This window comes from Ornithinibacillus scapharcae TW25, assembly GCF_000190475.1.
Taxonomy (GTDB): Bacteria; Bacillota; Bacilli; order Bacillales; family Amphibacillaceae; genus Ornithinibacillus; species Ornithinibacillus scapharcae.
In genome coordinates this window covers 34,546-52,811 of sequence record NZ_AEWH01000035.1, presented here as the reverse complement: position 1 = coordinate 52,811, position 18,266 = coordinate 34,546, and the positions used below count along the sequence as shown (strand labels likewise).

Sequence of the window (18,266 nt, the reverse complement as noted above, 5' to 3'; positions counted from 1 at the left end):
TGTATTATACACAGGGGCGCTTTTTTTACGTTAGAATTGTATTAGTAAATAAAAATGAAGTTTCCAGAAGGTGAAAGATAGTACAGGGGGGATATCAATGGGGTTATTTAAGCGAATGAAGGAAGATATGGATGTTGTTTTTGAACAAGATCCTGCTGCGAGGACTTATTTCGAGGTTTTTCTTACGTACTCAGGCTTGCATGCGGTATGGGCACATCGGATAGCGCATGGGTTTTATAAACGAAAGTTCTTCTTTATTGCTCGTGCCATATCTCAAATAAGTCGCTTTTTTACTGGTATCGAAATTCACCCAGGAGCTAAGATTGGAAGAAGACTTTTTATTGATCATGGCATGGGGGTTGTAATCGGGGAAACCTGTGATATTGGAGATGATGTCATCATTTTCCAAGGGGTAACACTAGGTGGAACTGGTAAAGAAAAGGGTAAACGTCATCCAACGGTTAAAAATAATGCCTTAATTGCATCAGGTGCAAAAGTACTAGGGTCCATCACAATTGGAGAGAATGCTAAGATTGGGGCGGGTTCCGTAGTTTTAAAGGATGTACCAGATCATTCAACCGTTGTAGGTATTCCTGGAAAAGTAGTTGTTCAAAACGGTAAAAAAGTACAAAAGGATTTAAATCATCATATATTACCTGACCCAGTTGAGGAACGATGTAAAGAACTGCAATCAGAAATTGAAAAGTTAGAAGCAGAAATAAAAACATTGAAGGAAGGGAAATAGGATATGTCCATTACGATTTATAATACGTTAACCCGTGATAAACAGGAATTTAAACCAATAGAGGATGGAAAGGTTCGTATGTACGTCTGCGGACCTACTGTTTACAACTATATACACATCGGTAATGCTCGTCCTGCCATTGTCTTTGATACAGTCAGAAGATACTTAGAGTATAAGGGTTATCACGTAGACTATGTACTAAATTTCACAGATGTAGACGATAAAATTATTAAGAGAGCAAATGAATTGGGTGAAGATGTTTTCGCTGTCTCTAATCGTTATATTGATGCCTATTTAGAAGATGTAGAGAAATTGGGAGTAAAAAAGGCTACCTATAACCCAAGAGTAACCGATACGATGCAGGATATCATTGTGTTCATTAGTAATCTAGTTGAGAAGGGTTATGCTTATGAAGCGGAAGGCGATGTGTATTTTAAACCGAGAGCGTTTGAAGAGTATGGAAAGCTATCCCATCAATCTATAGATGAACTAAGGTCTGGTGCGAGAATTCAAGTCGGAGAAAAGAAAGATGATCCACTAGATTTTGCGTTGTGGAAAGCCGCTAAGGAAGGAGAAATTTCTTGGGATTCTCCTTGGGGTTTGGGACGACCAGGTTGGCATATTGAATGCTCAGCCATGGCGAAAAAATATCTAGGTGATACAATAGATATTCATGCTGGTGGGCAAGACTTAACTTTTCCACATCATGAAAATGAAATCGCTCAATCAGAAGCAAATAACGGAAAAACCTTTGCTAACTATTGGATGCATAATGGGTATATTAATATTAATAATGAGAAAATGTCAAAGTCATTAGGGAACTTTGTGCTAACGAGAGATTTACTTGAAAAACACGACCCGGATGTCATTCGGTTCTTTATGCTAAGCGTTCAGTACCGTCACCCTATAAACTTCTCAGAGGAACTATTAGAGTCTGCGAAGAACAGCCTGGAACGTATTAAAACGGCATACCAAAACCTAGGACATCGAAAGTCTTCAAGTACAAATCTAGATGACAATACAACCGAGTGGCTAGAAAAGATCTCTGCGCTCCGGAAGAAATTCGAAACCGAAATGGATGACGATTTTAATACCGCTAATGCTATTTCTGTGCTATTCGATTTAACGAAAGAAGCAAATGTATATTTGAATGAAAAACATACTTCACCTGAAGTGATTGAAGCTTTTCAGAATTTATTAAAATCCTTCTTGGAAATATTAGGGATAAAGTTAGAAGGAAACGTGTCACTATTAGACGAGGAAATTGAGACATTAATCGAAGAACGAAATGAAGCTCGAAAAACAAGGAATTTCGCTAGAGCAGATGAAATTCGTGACTTATTGAAAGAGAAAAATATAATCTTAGAGGATACACCTCAGGGAGTGCGTTGGAAGAGGGGCTAGTCAATGGAAACAGATATTAGACAAATGAAAAGTCTAGCCCTAGCCTATATGGGTGATGCTATATTCGAAGTGTTTGTCAGAGAGCATCTTTTAGAAAAGGGTACGGTAAAGCCCAATCAACTTCATCAAGAAGCGATTACTTTTGTTTCAGCAAAAGCTCAATCGGCAGTGATTAAGAATTGGTTGGAGCAGCGAATACTAACAGAAGAAGAGGAACGAATTGTAGCTCGAGGTAGAAACGCTAAATCGGGCTCTGTTCCAAAAAACACTAGTGTACAAGTCTACCGGTATTCCACTGCCTTTGAAGCTTTAATAGGTTTTCATTACTTAGCAAAGAATGAAAGTAGATTGCATGAACTTATTCAGTTAGCTATTCAATACTTGGAAAGGAGGAATGGATAATGGATCAGGAATTAATTATTGGAAAAAACCCCGTTACAGAAGCACTTAAATCGGGACGTTCGGTGAATAAAGTTTTGATATCCGACCAATTAAACCATAGTGCACAAGGCAAAATAATTCAACTAGCTAAAAATGCTGGAACAATTGTACAAAAGGTTCCAAGGAATAAAATAGAACAATTAACAGATGGTAACCACCAAGGTGTTGTGGCATATGTAGCGTCTTATCAGTATGTAACCGTTGATGACTTGTTGATAAGGTCCAAGGAAAAAGGAGAAGATCCATTTCTTATTATATTGGACGAGTTAGAAGATCCGCATAATTTAGGCTCAATTTTAAGAACGGCTGATGCAACGGGAGCTCACGGTGTTATTATACCGAAAAGACGCTCTGTTGGGTTAACCGCGACAGTTGCTAAGACTGCGGCTGGAGCACTGGAACATATTCCAGTGGCACGCGTTACCAATATCGCAACTACAATCGACGAATTAAAGGGACAGAACATATGGGTAGTTGGGACAGAAGCGGAAGCAACAGAAGATTACAGGAAACTTGATGGTACGCTTCCGATTGCGCTTGTTATTGGCAATGAAGGAAAAGGAATGAGTAGACTCGTTCGAGAAAAATGTGATTGGACCGTTAGTTTGCCGATGAAGGGAGAGGTTTCCTCTCTCAATGCATCTGTTGCTTGTAGTTTACTACTGTATGAGGTGTATCGAAAAAGATATCCGATCGGTGACTAATTATGGTTGTACTAATAGTAGATGGCTACAATATTATTGGAGACTGGGAAGAGCTCAGGCGACTAAAGAAGAAGGATATGAGTCAAGCTCGAGATCGGCTTATCGAGCTAATGGCAGAATATCAGGCATACTCCGGTGCCAGAGTAATTATTGTATTTGATGCTTATTATGTTCGTGGAATAGAAAGTAAGTTGAAGCAGTATAGAGTAGAGGTAATTTTTACGAAAGAAAAGGAAACAGCGGATGAATGTATTGAACGACTAGTGAAGAAGTTAAAAAATGTGAAAACACAAGTATATGTTGCGACATCAGACTATACAGAACAACGTGTTACATTTGGACAAGGTGCACTACGTAAATCTGCTAGAGAATTGGCGATTGAATTCGAGAATGTCGAACGTGAGATTTCGTCAAATGTTTCGGAACACCAAAAGGCTAAGCCGAAAACCAAAATACCGTTAAATGATGATGTGCTGGAAAAGTTTGAAAAATGGAGAAGAGGGGAAATGTAGTGATATACATTTCCCCATTCTATACGATGATAAAAGTTTTTGAAAATTAAAGCTATTGAGTTATCGAAGCGCTTACTGTATAATGTGTTTAAAAATTGACTATTGGTCAAGGGGGCTTTCCGAGTGAACATCAAGCACTTAACGAAGGACAACGACAATTTACTGACGCTTGATGATGACGAGATATTGGAGCTAATCCAACAAGGGGATAATCAGGCATTAGACTATTTAATACATAAGTATAAAAACTTTGTCAGAGCAAAGGCCAGAACGTACTTTTTAATAGGAGCGGATAAAGAGGATATTATTCAAGAGGGAATGATTGGCCTTTACAAAGCAATCCGTGATTATAATGAGACAAAAATGACATCCTTTAAGGCGTTTGCTGAGCTGTGTATTACAAGACAAATTATTACGGCAATCAAAACGGCTACTAGACAAAAGCATATTCCATTGAACTCTTATGTTTCGTTGGACAAGCCTATCTATGATGAAGAATCAGATCGAACATTACTGGATGTGATTGCTGGTTCCAAAGCGATTGATCCTCAAGAATTACTGGTCAATCAAGAAAAGTTTGGCGATATGGAATTGAAACTATCGGAATTACTTAGTGAGTTTGAAAGGGGAGTTCTCCAACTTTATTTAGAAGGACGAACTTACCAAGAGATTTCAGAGGATTTAAATCGGCATGTTAAATCAATCGATAACGCACTCCAACGTGTAAAAAGAAAGTTAGAGCATCTAATGGAAACAAATGAAGTGAATTTGTAGGTAACATTGACACAACTGGACAAGCGTGCTACATTTATATGAGGAATAACCCGAATTACGGGGTGAAACGATGACGAAAAAAGTAATATTAGCGTGTGCAATATGTTCGAGCAGAAACTATACAACAAATAAAAATGTATCCACGCAGACTTCACGCATGGAAGTGCGAAAATATTGTAAGACATGTGGGCAGCATACATTGCATCGCGAAACAAAATAAATTGATTCTAACTAGTTACGCATCTTCAGGTTGAGTTTGGGGAGGGTACAAGCATGTTTAAGTTTTTGAAAAATGTATCAAGAGAAATGAAAAAAGTTAGCTGGCCAAAAGGTAAGGAGTTAACAAGCTATACCGTTGTAGTTGTTTCTACAGTTGTCTTTATGGCTTTGTTCTTCGGTTTAGTTGATTTAGGTATTTCGCAATTTTTAAATATATTTTTTGAATAAATTTCCTATTATTATGCTATAATGAAAAATGAATAGTGAATTTTTAGTAAAAACCCGACATTTGCGGGTTTTTTTAGTATGAATTTTTGCATTTGCCGCAACGGTGTAGATGTTAAAAATAAAAAAGTTTGAAGACGGAAGTAACCGATTTTACTGATGAAAGGGAGGGAAGGGCAGCGTTGTTGTCCTAGTTTAATGGAGAAAAATTGGTATGTTATTCACACTTATTCAGGTTATGAGAATAAAGTGAAAGCAAATTTAGAAAAACGTGTAGAAACAATGGGCATGGAAGATAAAATATTCCGAGTGATTGTCCCAGAGGAAGAAGAGACAGAGATAAAAAACGGTAAAAAGAAAGTACTGAAAAAGAAAGTGTTTCCTGGATATGTTCTAGCGGAAATGATCATGACGGATGATTCTTGGTATGTGGTGAGAAATACACCAGGTGTAACAGGATTTATTGGTTCGAGTGGTGGAGGTACGAAACCTACTCCATTAATGCCAGGAGAAGCGGAAGCTATTCTGAAGCGTATGGGTATGTCTGAACCAATTATCCAGGTTGATTTCGAATTGAAAGAAAATGTTCGCGTAACAGATGGACCGTTTTCTAACTTTACTGGATCTATCGAACAAATTGATATGGATAAACAAAAAGTAAAAGTACATGTTAATATGTTTGGTAGAGAAACTCCAGTTGAATTAGATTTCTCTCAGATAGAAAAAATATAAGTCAACCTTTTGGCAAGGCCTTGCATTTTTTTCAAATTCATGCTAAACTTCTTTTGTTATTCATGCCCTCAAAAAGTAGAGGGATGATAAAATGAGTGGGAGGGGAAAATCCCCAATTACCACATCACGGACTTTAAGGAGGTGTGTCTCGTGGCTAAAAAAGTAATCAAATTAGTTAAATTGCAAATTCCAGCTGGTAAAGCGAATCCGGCTCCACCGGTGGGACCTGCACTTGGTCAAGCTGGTGTAAATATCATGGGATTCTGTAAGGAATTCAATGCACGTACCCAGGATCAAGCTGGTTTAATCATTCCGGTTGAAATCACTGTATTTGAAGACCGTTCATTTACATTTATTACGAAAACTCCGCCTGCGGCAGTTTTACTTAAAAAAGCAGCTGGTTTAGAATCGGGTTCTGGAGAGCCTAATAAAACGAAGGTTGCAACGTTAAAACGTGATAAAGTAAGAGAAATTGCAGAAACTAAAATGCCTGATTTAAACGCTGCTGATGTAGAAGCGGCTATGCGTATGGTTGAAGGAACTGCACGTAGCATGGGTATTGTTATCGAAGACTAATACTAGTATATGTTACGGAGTAAAGGTTGCGGTGACACCCGTCTCGCGCAACCTTTTTCATGACATCAATCTATGATATTCGTAGATTGTATCGCAAGCTTTATAGAAGCTAATCTAGCTTCTATAAGTGGGAGGTATTACCGTTATTACCACAATAGAGGAGGATATTTAAATGGCTAAAAGAGGTAAAAGATATCAAGAAGCTGTAAAGCTTATTGATCGTTCTAAATCTTATGATATAAACGAAGCGGTTGCGTTGTTAAAAGAGACTGCAAAAGCTAAATTTGATGAAACAGTGGAAGTTGCTTTCCGTTTGGGGGTTGACCCTAAGAAAGCGGACCAACAAATCCGTGGAGCTTTCGTATTACCACATGGTACTGGTAAAACACAACGTGTACTAGTATTCGCTAAAGGTGAAAAGCTTAAAGAAGCTGAAGCTGCTGGAGCTGACTATGTAGGAGATCAAGACTTAATCAACAAAATCAACCAAGGATGGTTTGATTTTGATGTGATCGTTGCTACTCCTGATATGATGGCTGAAGTTGGTAAATTAGGTCGTGTACTAGGACCTAAAGGTTTAATGCCAAACCCTAAAACTGGAACAGTAACTTTCGAAGTAGAAAAAGCTGTTAAAGAAATTAAAGCTGGTAAAGTTGAATATCGTGTAGATAAACAATCTAATATTCATGTTCCTATCGGAAAGGTATCATTCGACAACCAAAAACTTGTAGAAAACTTTGTAGCTCTAGTTGAAACAATTGTGAAAGTTAAACCTCAAGCTGCTAAAGGGGTTTACATGAAGAATGTAGCAATCACTTCAACTATGGGACCTGGAATTAGAGTAGACGTTTCAAACTACCGTTAATTGGTAATTGACTTTTTAAGATGAATTCGCTATACTGAATTCTGTTGATGAATTGAATACGTTATACCGTAGACAGTAGGTGCTAACTTAGCTTAATACCCTGCCGAGGTGTTTGGAACAAGTGATAAATTTGTTTATTCGAGCCCTCATGTCTTTATGAGGGCTCTTTTGATGAAACTCGAACGGTATGATGAACGAAACTAACGGGAGGTGGAACAATGTCAAAAATAATGGAAAAGAAACAACAACTTGTACAAGAAATTTCTGATAAATTCCGTGAAAGCCAGTCAACTATTCTAGTTGACTACCGTGGACTTGACGTTGCTGAAGTAACTGAACTTCGTAAACAACTTCGTGATGCAGGTGTTGAATTTAAGGTGTACAAAAACACAATGTCACGCCGTGCTGCTGAAGATGCTAACTTAACTGAATTAAACGATGTGCTTGTTGGACCAACTGCTATCGCATTCAGCAAAGAGGATGTAATTGCTCCAGCTAAGATTCTAAGCAACTTCGCTAAGGATCATGAAGCTCTAGAAATTAAAGCAGGTGTATTAGAAGGTAAAATTGTAACACTTGATCAAATCAAGGAACTTGCAGAACTACCAAACTACGAAGGTATGCTATCTATGCTACTCAGCGTACTTCAAGCACCTATGCGCAACTTTGCTTATGTTACAAAAGCTGTTGCAGAACAAAAAGAAGAACAAGGCGCGTAAGTTGATATTGAATCAACAGATGGTCTTTATTTAAAACAAAATTAGGAGGAAATAAAAATGACTAAAGAGCAAATTATCGATGCTATTAAAGAAATGTCTGTACTAGATCTTAATGATCTTGTTAAAGCTATTGAAGAAGAATTTGGAGTAACTGCTGCAGCACCTGTTGCTGTTGCTGGTGGAGCTGCTGCAGGCGGTGCTGCTGAAGAGAAAACTGATTTTGACGTAGTACTTACTGATGCTGGTGCTTCTAAGATTAAAGTTGTTAAAGCGGTTCGTGAAATAACTGGTTTAGGACTTAAAGAAGCTAAAGACCTAGTAGATAACGCTCCAAAAGCAGTTAAAGAAGGTGCTTCTAAAGAAGAAGCTGAAGAAATCAAAGGTAAACTTGAAGAAGCTGGTGCTTCTGTAGAAGTTAAATAATTTTATTTAAAATTAAGCAGAGCTCGTCGTTTATTTTCGACGGGCTCTACATTTATACAAATCAATCTTCAATATTACATATAGTTAAAGTAGGTGCTGGAATGACTGAGCATTACTTTTCACAGAAACCCCAATCAAAAAGTTCACCCATGACATGGAATTATACGTTAAGAGGAAAGGATTTCACATTTACTAGTGATGTCGGTGTTTTCTCTAAAAAAGAAATAGATTTCGGTACAAGATTACTAATCGATACATTTGAAATACCGGAAACACAAGGTGATATATTAGACCTTGGATGTGGTTACGGTCCTATTGGTATTTCTATCGCAGATTCTGCTCCTGATCGAAAGATTGTTATGGCTGACGTAAATGAGCGTGCGTTACAATTGGCAGAAGAAAATTCAAAAATGAATGGTGTGCACAATGTTGAGTTTGTGCAGAGTGATCGTTTTTCGAATCTAGAGGATAGAAGGTTTGCGGTTGTCCTGACGAATCCGCCGATAAGGGCAGGTAAAAGCGTCGTACACGGAATGTTTGAAGGTAGTGAAGAAAGATTACTTAAGGGCGGTGAGCTTTGGGTAGTGATTCAGAAAAAGCAAGGTGCTCCCTCAGCGATTGAGAAATTAGAAAGCCTTTTTGGTAATTGTGAAACCGTAGAACGGAATAAGGGATATTATATTTTACGTTCTATAAAGGATTGACTTCTTATTAGGAAATGTGATAATATAATAAAATGCTAATATGGGGATTTCTTGTCAAGAGGAAATTTAAGAAGTGAGGAAAAGTGTATAATTCATCAGGTTTCGGAAACAATGATAGAATCGAGGTTATGTGCGTTCTATCTATTTTTCTGATTCATCTAGGATAAGGTAAGATGTAACTTTTCTATTTTAAAATAATACCCCATATTTTTAGGGTTGGCAAGTGATATTTTGCCGCAGCAAGTGGGATCATTATAGTTACTGATTCTAAGTGGTTTTATTGCTTGTACATAAATCCTATCCAATTATCAGTTTTGAAAACTATAGTTTCTTTATTAAGAAACAAGTTTTCTAACAATATATGTTTTTCTATGGGTTATGTCCCATAAATAAAATAAGCATGATTTGAGAGGTGAAGCAGTTGACAGGTCAACTAGTTCAGTATGGACGGCACCGCCAACGCAGAAGTTATGCGCGCATCAGTGAAGTATTAGAATTGCCGAATCTAATCGAAATCCAAACCGCTTCATATCAATGGTTTATGGAAGAAGGTTTGCGAGAAATGTTTCAAGACATCTCTCCAATTGAGGATTTCACAGGTAATCTATCACTTGAGTTTGTAGATTATAGCTTGGGTGAACCGAAATACCCTGTAGATGAATCAAAGGAAAGGGATGTAACTTATAACGCTCCACTTCGTGTGAAGGTACGATTGATTAACAATGAAACCGGCGAAGTAAAAGAGCAAGAGGTCTTTATGGGAGACTTCCCTCTCATGACTGATACAGGTACATTCGTTATCAACGGGGCTGAACGTGTAATTGTTTCCCAACTAGTACGTTCACCAAGCGTTTATTTTAATGAAAAAATTGATAAAAACGGAAAAAGAGGTATCGCAGCTACTGTTATCCCGAACCGAGGAGCTTGGTTAGAGTTTGAAACAGACGCGAAAGATGTTGCTTATGTCCGAATTGACCGTACCCGTAAACTACCAATTACAGTATTATTACGCGCTCTAGGTTTTGGTACAGATCAAGAAATTATTGATTTGATTGGTGAGAATGAATACTTAATTAACACGTTAGAAAAAGACAATACCGAATCAACAGAAAAGGCGCTACTTGAGATTTATGAACGCCTACGTCCAGGAGAACCACCTACTGTAGAGAACGCAAAGAGCTTGCTGATCTCTCGTTTCTTTGATCCGAAACGTTATGATTTGGCTCATGTAGGACGTTATAAAATAAACAAAAAACTTCACCTAAAAAACCGCTTGTTCAACCAAGTATTAGCAGAACCAATTGTTGACGCGGAAACTGGGGAAGTATTGGCTCAAGCTGGAGATAAGGTCGAACGTAGATTGTTAGATAAAATCATTCCTTATATTGAGCAAAGTGAAGTTGTACTTGGTGAAAAGATTCTTGAACCACATGATGGTGTGTTAGAGGATCCGATTCGTATCCAATCTATTAAAATTGTTGATCCGACCGATCCAAGTGGTGAAAGAGTATTAACTGTTATCGGTAATGCCAACATCGATACTAGTGTTAAACATATTACACCTGCAGACATTTTGGCATCTATCAGTTACTTCTTTAACCTTTTACACCGAGTTGGAGATACGGATGATATTGACCATCTAGGAAATCGTAGACTACGTTCTGTAGGAGAGTTATTACAAAACCAATTCCGTATCGGATTATCCCGTATGGAACGTGTTGTGCGCGAGCGTATGTCTATTCAAGATACATCAAGCGTCACACCTCAACAGTTGATTAATATCCGTCCGGTGATTGCTTCAATAAAAGAGTTTTTCGGTAGTTCACAGTTATCCCAGTTTATGGATCAAACAAATCCATTAGCTGAGTTAACTCACAAACGTAGACTTAGTGCCCTTGGTCCTGGTGGTTTAACACGTGAACGTGCTGGTTTTGAAGTTCGTGACGTACACTATTCTCACTATGGCCGTATGTGTCCAATTGAAACCCCAGAGGGTCCGAACATTGGACTAATCAACTCATTATCATCTTATGCAAAAGTGAATAAATTTGGATTTATTGAAACACCTTATCGTCGCGTTGACCCTGATACTGGTAAAGTAACGAACCAAATTGATTACTTGACAGCTGATGAGGAAGATAACTATGTTGTCGCACAGGCTAACGCTAGATTAAACGACGACGGCACATTTGTAGATAGTGAAGTTGTTGCACGTTTCCGCGGGGAGAACACTGTAGTACCTCGTGAAAAACTAGATTACATGGATGTATCGCCGAAACAGGTAGTTTCTGCGGCAACAGCTTGTATTCCGTTCTTAGAAAACGATGACTCGAACCGTGCGCTAATGGGTGCGAACATGCAACGTCAAGCAGTTCCACTTCTTAACCCTGAGGCTCCAATAGTAGGTACAGGTATGGAATATGTATCAGGAAAAGATTCTGGTGCTGCGATTATCTGTAAGCATGAGGGAATCGTTGAACGAGTTGAGGCAAAAGAAATCCTAGTACGCCGAGTAAAAGAGGTTGATGGTAAGGAAGTTAAAGGAGATTTAGACCGTTATAAACTTCAAAAGTTTATCCGTTCTAACCAAGGTACTTGCTATAACCAACGACCAATTGTATCCGAGGGTAACCGAGTAACTGTTGGAGAGGTTCTTGCTGATGGTCCTTCCATGGAGAAGGGTGAACTTGCGCTAGGTCGTAACGTTCTTGTTGCTTTCATGACATGGGAAGGTTACAACTATGAGGATGCTATCATCATGAGTGAACGCTTAGTGAAAGATGATGTCTATACATCCATTCATATAGAAGAGTATGAATCAGAAGCTCGCGATACGAAGCTTGGACCAGAGGAAATTACAAGAGATATTCCGAACGTAGGGGAAGAAGCTCTTAAAAATCTTAATGAACAAGGAATTATTCGTATTGGTGCAGAGGTTTCTGATGGCGATATTCTTGTTGGTAAAGTTACGCCTAAAGGGGTAACAGAGCTTTCTGCTGAAGAGCGTCTATTACATGCGATCTTTGGTGAAAAAGCACGTGAGGTCCGCGACACTTCATTACGCGTACCACATGGTGCAGGCGGTATTGTTTTAGATGTTAAAATCTTTAACCGTGAAGATGGAGATGAATTACCACCAGGTGTTAATGAATTAGTTCGCGTATATATTGTTCAAAAGCGTAAAATTCATGAAGGGGATAAGATGGCTGGACGTCACGGTAATAAAGGGGTTATTTCTCGTATTTTACCTGAGGAAGATATGCCTTATCTACCAGACGGAACTCCGGTTGATATCATGCTTAACCCACTAGGGGTACCATCTCGTATGAACATCGGACAGGTGTTTGAATTGCATTTAGGTATGGCTGCGAGACAATTAGGTATCCATGTTGCTACACCAGTATTTGATGGTGCAAATGAGCAAGATGTATGGGATACACTGGAAGAAGCAGGGATGCCAAGGGATGCAAAAACCATTCTGTATGACGGTAGAACCGGTGTACCATTTGATAACCGCGTGTCAGTTGGTGTCATGTACATGATTAAGCTTGCACACATGGTTGATGATAAGCTACATGCGCGTTCGACTGGACCATACTCATTAGTAACACAGCAACCACTAGGTGGTAAAGCACAATTCGGTGGTCAGCGTTTCGGTGAGATGGAGGTTTGGGCATTAGAAGCTTATGGTGCTGCATACACACTTCAAGAAATCCTGACTGTTAAGTCGGATGATGTTGTTGGACGTGTGAAAACATATGAAGCTATCGTTAAGGGTGAAAATGTTCCAGAACCAGGAGTGCCAGAATCATTTAAAGTATTAATTAAAGAACTACAAAGTCTTGGCTTGGATGTGAAGATTCTTGCTGGAGATGAATCAGAAATTGAAATGCGTGATTTAGAAGAGGAAGAAACACAAGCAGCTAGCAAGCTAAACTTAGAAGTAGAAGAAAGTTAATTGAGGTGGGGAATTGACGAGGAGTACTTGTACATTTGCAAAAGAACGAGCGAATGCAAGTTTTTCTAATCTTTCCCCCATATCTCATTAATCAGTAATCCATTTGATAACAGACATTAAAGGGAGGTATACCCTTGTTAGATGTAAATAACTTTGAATTTATGAAAATAGGTTTAGCTTCACCAGAAAAGATCCGTTCGTGGTCTTATGGAGAAGTGAAGAAACCAGAAACAATTAACTACCGTACACTAAAACCAGAAAAAGATGGTTTATTCTGTGAACGTATTTTTGGTCCACAAAAGGACTGGGAATGTCATTGCGGGAAATATAAGAGAGTTCGTTATAAAGGTGTAGTCTGTGATCGTTGTGGTGTTGAAGTTACGAAGTCCAAAGTACGTCGTGAGCGTATGGGACATATTGAATTAGCAGCACCGGTTTCTCATATTTGGTATTTTAAAGGGATCCCTAGTCGTATGGGGCTTGTTTTAGACATGTCTCCACGTGCATTGGAGGAAGTAATCTATTTTGCTGCCTACATTGTTACAGATCCTGGTAACACACCACTTGAGAAAAAACAATTGCTTTCTGAAAAAGAATTCCGTGCTTATTACGAGAAATATGGTAATACATTCAAAGCTCAAATGGGTGCAGAAGCAATCCGTAAACTACTTCAAGATATCGATCTTGATAAAGAAGTAGATGCTTTGAAGGAAGAATTAAAAACAGCTCAAGGACAACGTAGAACGAGAGCAATTAAGCGTCTAGAAGTATTAGAAGCTTTCCGTAATTCTGGAAACGAAACATCATGGATGATATTAGATGTTCTTCCGGTTATCCCACCGGAAATTAGACCGATGGTACAACTAGATGGTGGACGTTTTGCGACTTCTGATCTGAACGACCTTTATCGACGTGTTATTAACCGTAACAATCGATTGAAGCGTTTATTAGATTTAGGAGCACCAAGTATCATTGTTCAAAATGAAAAGCGTATGCTACAAGAGGCTGTTGATGCTCTTATTGATAATGGTCGCCGCGGCCGTCCTGTGACTGGACCTGGTAACCGACCACTAAAATCACTTTCTCATATGCTAAAAGGTAAACAAGGACGTTTCCGCCAAAACTTATTAGGGAAGCGTGTAGACTACTCTGGTCGTTCTGTAATCGTAGTAGGTCCAAACTTAAAAATGTACCAATGCGGATTACCGAAAGAAATGGCATTGGAATTATTCAAGCCATTTATTATGAAAGAGTTAGTGGAACGAGGAATTGCGCATAATATTAAGTCTGCTAAACGTAAGATTGAGAGAGTACACCCAGACGTTTGGGGAGTACTAGAAGATGTTATTAAAGAACATCCAGTTCTTCTTAACCGTGCCCCTACTCTTCACAGATTAGGTATTCAGGCATTCGAACCGACTCTAGTTGAAGGACGTGCAATTCGTCTGCATCCACTAGTATGTACGGCTTACAACGCAGATTTTGACGGGGACCAAATGGCGGTCCATGTACCGTTATCAGCTGAAGCTCAGGCTGAAGCTCGTTTACTAATGCTTGCTGCACAGAACATCCTTAATCCTAAGGATGGAAAACCGGTTGTTACACCATCACAGGATATGGTATTAGGTAACTATTACTTAACATTAGAACGTGAAGGTGCGATTGGTGAAGGAACTGTGTTTAATGATGTTAATGAAGCAAGAATTGCTTATCAAAACGGCTATGTTCATTTGCATACTCGTGTCGCAGTTCAAGCATCAAACCTAAATAACAAGACTTTCACAGGGGAACAAAATAAACAATTATTGTTAACTACTGTAGGTAAGTTGATTTTCAATGAAATCCTACCAGAATCGTTCCCATATATTAATGAGCCTACCAAAACCAATCTAGAAGAACGCACACCTGTAGAATATTTTGTAGCTAAAGGTACGGATGTTAAAGCGGAAATTAAAAAACGTGAAATCATTAAGCCGTTCAAAAAAGGTTTCCTAGGTGATATTATCGCCGAAGTATTCAAGCGTTATAAGATTACCGAAACATCTAAAATGCTTGATCGTATGAAAGATCTAGGTTTTGCTATGTCTACTACTGCAGGTATGACAGTAGGTATCTCTGATATCGTAGTATTACCTGAAAAACAGGAAATCCTAGATGAAGCTCAGAAAAAAGTAGATAATGTCATGAAACAATTCCGTCGTGGTTTAGTAACGGAAGAGGAACGTTATGACAGAGTAATTGCTATTTGGACTCAGGCTAAAGATAATATCCAAGAACGTCTGATGAAGTCATTAGATAATCGTAACCCTATCTTTATGATGAGTGACTCAGGAGCACGTGGTAACGCATCTAACTTCACACAGTTAGCTGGTATGCGTGGTTTGATGGCTAACCCAGCTGGTAGAATTATTGAGTTGCCAATCAAATCAAGTTTCCGTGAAGGTTTAACAGTACTAGAGTACTTTATCTCTACGCACGGTGCGCGTAAAGGATTAGCCGATACAGCATTAAAAACAGCAGACTCTGGTTACTTAACTCGACGTCTAGTTGACGTGGCGCAAGATGTTATAGTTCGTGAGACAGATTGTGGAACGGACCGTGGATTACCGGTAAGTGCTTTAATGGATGGTAACGAAGTCATCGAACCATTATTTGATCGCTTAGTTGGACGTACTGCTTTTGAAAAGATTGTTCATCCGGAAACGAAAGAGGTTATCGTAGAATTCGATACGGTTATCTCCGAAGATCAAGCGAAACAAATAGTGGAAGCTGGAATTGATACAGTAACGATTCGTACAGTGTTTACATGTAATACAAAACACGGTGTATGTAAGAAGTGTTATGGCCGCAACTTAGCAACTGGTTCTGAAGTGGAAGTTGGAGAAGCAGTTGGAATTATCGCTGCACAATCAATTGGTGAACCAGGTACACAGTTAACAATGCGTACTTTCCACACAGGTGGGGTTGCAGGAGATGATATTACACAAGGTTTACCACGTATTCAAGAATTGTTCGAGGCTCGTAACCCGAAAGGTCAGGCTGTAATTAGTGAGATCTACGGTACGGTACTAGAAATTCATGAAGTGAAAGACAAACAGGAAATTGTAATCCAGGGTGAAGTAGAACAACGCTCATACGCTGTACCATATAATGCTCGTCTAAAAGTGTCTGTAGGTGATGAAGTGATTGCTGGTCAAGAACTTACAGAAGGTTCAATCGACCCTAAAGCACTTATTCGCGTACAGGGTGTTGCTGGAGTACAAGATTATCTATTACGTGAAGTGCAACGCGTATACCGTATGCAAGGAGTAGAAATCGGTGATAAACACGTCGAAGTTATGGTTCGTCAAATGCTTCGTAAAGTTCGTGTTCTTGATGCTGGTGATACAGATGTACTACCAGGTTCATTACTGGAACTACATCAATTCAAAGAAGCGAACCGCAAAGTACTTGCTGAAGGTAATCAACCGGCGGTTGGAAGACCGGTATTACTCGGTATAACAAAAGCTTCCTTAGAAACAGATTCCTTCTTATCTGCGGCATCATTCCAAGAAACAACAAGAGTGTTAACGGATGCTGCAATAAAAGGAAAACGTGATGAATTACTAGGACTTAAAGAAAACGTAATTATCGGTAAGCTTGTCCCTGCAGGAACAGGTATGCAACGCTATCGTAAAATCGATTTACCTAATACAGACGAAGAAGAAGTAGTGGAAGAGCTGGAACAGCCAGTTCAATAAACTACGGTTACAATGCGGAAACTAGATTAAAATACAAGAATAAATTTGGGAGCATCTTAAAAAATATTATCAAATTGAGTTGACATTAAAAAACGAGAATGATAATATATTCAAGGTGCTTCCGATTTATACTTGTCAGTTAAGAAAGCTACTTAACTTTCTAGCTTGTGTGATTACTTTGGAGGATATACAATGTCTTATGAAAAAGTAAAACAAGTAAAATCGCAAACAATTATTGGATTGAAGCAAACACTTAAGGCTATGAAAAATGGCCAAATAAGTGAAGTGTATATTGCCGGAGATGCTGATCGGTATATAACACGTGAAGTAGAAGAATTAGCTAAAACGCTAGACATACCTTGTCTACGTGTTGATTCCAAGAAAAAGCTAGGTGCCGCATGTGGTATTGATGTTGGCGCATCAACAGTTGCAATAAAGAAATGGTAGTTTTGGCGGTGTGAAACCGTGAAAGCTTTGTTTTTTGCACTAAGATGAACCGCCTGGATGTGTGGGTTTACAAAACAGGTGATTACTAGCTCTAAATTCTATGACCCAATAAGAAGGGAGGAAAAACAAAATGCCTACAATTAACCAGCTTGTACGTAAAGGTCGTACAAACAAACCTAAGAAATCTAACTCACCAGCACTTAACAGAGGGTACAACAGCTTTAAGAAGTCTCTAACAAACGAAAACTCTCCACAAAAACGTGGTGTATGTACTCGTGTTGGTACACTAACTCCAAAGAAACCGAACTCAGCCCTACGTAAGTATGCTCGTGTTCGTTTATCTAACAACATGGAGGTAACTGCATACATTCCTGGAATTGGACACAACCTACAGGAACACAGTGTAGTACTAATCCGTGGAGGTCGTGTAAAAGACTTACCTGGGGTACGTTACCACATCGTTCGTGGTGCGCTTGATACTGCTGGAGTAGACGGCCGTATGCAAGGTCGTTCTAAATACGGTACAAAACGCCCTAAAGAGAAAAAATAATCTAAAAGCTAAATAGCTTAACATCAAGATACAGGAAAGGAGGGGGACATATGCCACGTAAAGGACCAGTACCTAAGCGCGATGTCTTGCCAGATCCACTTTATAATTCAAAACTAGTAACTCGTTTAATCAATCAAATCATGATTGATGGTAAACGTGGGGTAGCACAAAAGCTTCTTTATAACGCTTTTGAACTAGTAGAACAACGCAGCGGACAAAATCCAATGGATGTTTTCGAACAAGCAATGAAGAATGTTATGCCAGTACTTGAAGTACGCGCACGTCGTGTTGGGGGTTCAAACTACCAAGTACCGGTAGAAGTACGCCCAGAACGTCGCCAAACTTTAGGATTACGTTACCTTGTTAATTACGCACGCCTACGCGGTGAAAAGACAATGGAAGAACGTTTAGCTAATGAAATTCTTGATGCTTCTAACAACACTGGAGCAGCTGTTAAAAAACGCGAAGATATGCACAAGATGGCAGAAGCGAACAAAGCGTTTGCTCACTATCGTTGGTAATATAAAA

Annotated in this window: 19 protein-coding genes and 2 other annotated features (1 of these 21 running past the window's edge); all 19 genes read left to right on the top strand. The window is 38.9% G+C overall.

Going from position 1 to position 18,266, the window contains the following annotated elements; genetic code table 11:
- Positions 1–2 (top strand) — a binding site (T-box leader) (it extends 221 nt beyond the left edge of the window).
- A gap of 95 nt (positions 3–97) precedes the next feature.
- The 19 genes from cysE (at position 98) to rpsG (ending at position 18,259) form a co-directional block, all read left to right on the top strand.
- Positions 98–745, top strand: a complete 648-nt coding sequence (cysE, locus tag G5W_RS0108380; protein ID WP_010095803.1) for a serine O-acetyltransferase — start codon at positions 98–100, stop codon at positions 743–745.
- A 3-nt stretch (positions 746–748) separates the two neighbouring features.
- A complete protein-coding gene (cysS, locus tag G5W_RS0108375) occupies positions 749–2,149 on the top strand; it encodes a cysteine--tRNA ligase (RefSeq protein ID WP_010095801.1) in 1,401 nt (466 codons plus the stop codon).
- A 3-nt stretch (positions 2,150–2,152) separates the two neighbouring features.
- Positions 2,153–2,551, top strand: a complete 399-nt coding sequence (locus G5W_RS0108370; protein WP_010095800.1) for a Mini-ribonuclease 3 — start codon at positions 2,153–2,155, stop codon at positions 2,549–2,551.
- Complete coding sequence (gene rlmB / locus G5W_RS0108365) at positions 2,551–3,294, top strand: 23S rRNA (guanosine(2251)-2'-O)-methyltransferase RlmB (RefSeq protein WP_010095799.1); 744 nt, start codon at positions 2,551–2,553, stop codon at positions 3,292–3,294. The genes G5W_RS0108370 and rlmB overlap by 1 nt, the downstream gene beginning before the upstream one ends.
- A 2-nt stretch (positions 3,295–3,296) precedes the next feature.
- Positions 3,297–3,806, top strand: coding sequence for an NYN domain-containing protein (locus tag G5W_RS0108360; protein WP_010095798.1), 510 nt, complete (start codon positions 3,297–3,299; stop codon positions 3,804–3,806).
- A gap of 123 nt (positions 3,807–3,929) precedes the next feature.
- Positions 3,930–4,580: an RNA polymerase sporulation sigma factor SigH gene (sigH, locus tag G5W_RS0108355; RefSeq protein WP_010095797.1), complete on the top strand. Its 651-nt coding sequence runs from the start codon at positions 3,930–3,932 to the stop codon at positions 4,578–4,580.
- 70 nt (positions 4,581–4,650) lie between these two features.
- Positions 4,651–4,800: a 50S ribosomal protein L33 gene (gene rpmG / locus G5W_RS23225; RefSeq protein WP_010095796.1), complete on the top strand. Its 150-nt coding sequence runs from the start codon at positions 4,651–4,653 to the stop codon at positions 4,798–4,800.
- A gap of 53 nt (positions 4,801–4,853) precedes the next feature.
- Positions 4,854–5,027, top strand: coding sequence for a preprotein translocase subunit SecE (gene secE / locus G5W_RS0108350; RefSeq protein ID WP_010095794.1), 174 nt, complete (start codon positions 4,854–4,856; stop codon positions 5,025–5,027).
- 195 nt (positions 5,028–5,222) lie between these two features.
- Entirely contained in the window at positions 5,223–5,756 is a 534-nt protein-coding gene (nusG, locus tag G5W_RS0108345; protein ID WP_010095792.1) for a transcription termination/antitermination protein NusG, read from the top strand.
- Between the two features lie 150 nt (positions 5,757–5,906).
- The gene (gene rplK, locus G5W_RS0108340) at positions 5,907–6,332 is read left to right on the top strand and encodes a 50S ribosomal protein L11 (protein ID WP_010095790.1); all 426 of its coding nucleotides are present in this window, start codon (positions 5,907–5,909) and stop codon (positions 6,330–6,332) included.
- A gap of 172 nt (positions 6,333–6,504) precedes the next feature.
- Positions 6,505–7,197 (top strand): 50S ribosomal protein L1, encoded by a 693-nt coding sequence (gene rplA, locus G5W_RS0108335; protein WP_010095788.1) that lies wholly within the window; start codon positions 6,505–6,507, stop codon positions 7,195–7,197.
- Between the two features lie 48 nt (positions 7,198–7,245).
- Positions 7,246–7,376 (top strand) — a sequence feature (ribosomal protein L10 leader region).
- Positions 7,377–7,415: 39 nt separating this feature from the next.
- Positions 7,416–7,916 carry a 50S ribosomal protein L10 gene (rplJ, locus tag G5W_RS0108330; RefSeq protein WP_010095786.1) on the top strand — a complete coding sequence of 167 codons (501 nt, stop codon included), beginning with the start codon at positions 7,416–7,418 and terminating at the stop codon, positions 7,914–7,916.
- 57 nt (positions 7,917–7,973) lie between these two features.
- Positions 7,974–8,339 (top strand): 50S ribosomal protein L7/L12, encoded by a 366-nt coding sequence (gene rplL, locus G5W_RS0108325; protein WP_010095785.1) that lies wholly within the window; start codon positions 7,974–7,976, stop codon positions 8,337–8,339.
- Between the two features lie 101 nt (positions 8,340–8,440).
- The gene (locus G5W_RS0108320) at positions 8,441–9,043 is read left to right on the top strand and encodes a class I SAM-dependent methyltransferase (RefSeq protein WP_010095784.1); all 603 of its coding nucleotides are present in this window, start codon (positions 8,441–8,443) and stop codon (positions 9,041–9,043) included.
- Between the two features lie 421 nt (positions 9,044–9,464).
- Entirely contained in the window at positions 9,465–13,001 is a 3,537-nt protein-coding gene (gene rpoB, locus G5W_RS0108315) for a DNA-directed RNA polymerase subunit beta (protein ID WP_010095783.1), read from the top strand.
- A 134-nt stretch (positions 13,002–13,135) separates the two neighbouring features.
- Positions 13,136–16,741, top strand: coding sequence for a DNA-directed RNA polymerase subunit beta' (gene rpoC / locus G5W_RS0108310; RefSeq protein ID WP_010095782.1), 3,606 nt, complete (start codon positions 13,136–13,138; stop codon positions 16,739–16,741).
- A gap of 192 nt (positions 16,742–16,933) precedes the next feature.
- Positions 16,934–17,188, top strand: coding sequence for a ribosomal L7Ae/L30e/S12e/Gadd45 family protein (locus G5W_RS0108305; protein ID WP_010095781.1), 255 nt, complete (start codon positions 16,934–16,936; stop codon positions 17,186–17,188).
- Between the two features lie 130 nt (positions 17,189–17,318).
- A complete protein-coding gene (gene rpsL / locus G5W_RS0108300; protein WP_010095779.1) occupies positions 17,319–17,738 on the top strand; it encodes a 30S ribosomal protein S12 in 420 nt (139 codons plus the stop codon).
- 50 nt (positions 17,739–17,788) lie between these two features.
- Positions 17,789–18,259 (top strand): 30S ribosomal protein S7, encoded by a 471-nt coding sequence (gene rpsG / locus G5W_RS0108295; RefSeq protein ID WP_010095777.1) that lies wholly within the window; start codon positions 17,789–17,791, stop codon positions 18,257–18,259.
- Positions 18,260–18,266: the final 7 nt, after the last annotated feature.

Bases quoted from the DNA above. Each gene is read 5' to 3' on its own strand.
- rplJ (WP_010095786.1), top strand. From the start codon at position 7,416: ATGTCAAAAATAATGGAAAAGAAACAACAACTTGTACAAGAAATTTCT.
- nusG (WP_010095792.1), top strand. From the start codon at position 5,223: ATGGAGAAAAATTGGTATGTTATTCACACTTATTCAGGTTATGAGAAT.
- rplL (WP_010095785.1), top strand. From the start codon at position 7,974: ATGACTAAAGAGCAAATTATCGATGCTATTAAAGAAATGTCTGTACTA.
- G5W_RS0108370 (WP_010095800.1), top strand. From the start codon at position 2,153: ATGGAAACAGATATTAGACAAATGAAAAGTCTAGCCCTAGCCTATATG.
- rpsG (WP_010095777.1), top strand. From the start codon at position 17,789: ATGCCACGTAAAGGACCAGTACCTAAGCGCGATGTCTTGCCAGATCCA.
- G5W_RS0108320 (WP_010095784.1), top strand. From the start codon at position 8,441: ATGACTGAGCATTACTTTTCACAGAAACCCCAATCAAAAAGTTCACCC.
- G5W_RS0108360 (WP_010095798.1), top strand. From the start codon at position 3,297: ATGGTTGTACTAATAGTAGATGGCTACAATATTATTGGAGACTGGGAA.
- cysS (WP_010095801.1), top strand. From the start codon at position 749: ATGTCCATTACGATTTATAATACGTTAACCCGTGATAAACAGGAATTT.
- rpmG (WP_010095796.1), top strand. From the start codon at position 4,651: ATGACGAAAAAAGTAATATTAGCGTGTGCAATATGTTCGAGCAGAAAC.
- secE (WP_010095794.1), top strand. From the start codon at position 4,854: ATGTTTAAGTTTTTGAAAAATGTATCAAGAGAAATGAAAAAAGTTAGC.
- rlmB (WP_010095799.1), top strand. From the start codon at position 2,551: ATGGATCAGGAATTAATTATTGGAAAAAACCCCGTTACAGAAGCACTT.
- rplA (WP_010095788.1), top strand. From the start codon at position 6,505: ATGGCTAAAAGAGGTAAAAGATATCAAGAAGCTGTAAAGCTTATTGAT.
- cysE (WP_010095803.1), top strand. From the start codon at position 98: ATGGGGTTATTTAAGCGAATGAAGGAAGATATGGATGTTGTTTTTGAA.
- rpsL (WP_010095779.1), top strand. From the start codon at position 17,319: ATGCCTACAATTAACCAGCTTGTACGTAAAGGTCGTACAAACAAACCT.
- G5W_RS0108305 (WP_010095781.1), top strand. From the start codon at position 16,934: ATGTCTTATGAAAAAGTAAAACAAGTAAAATCGCAAACAATTATTGGA.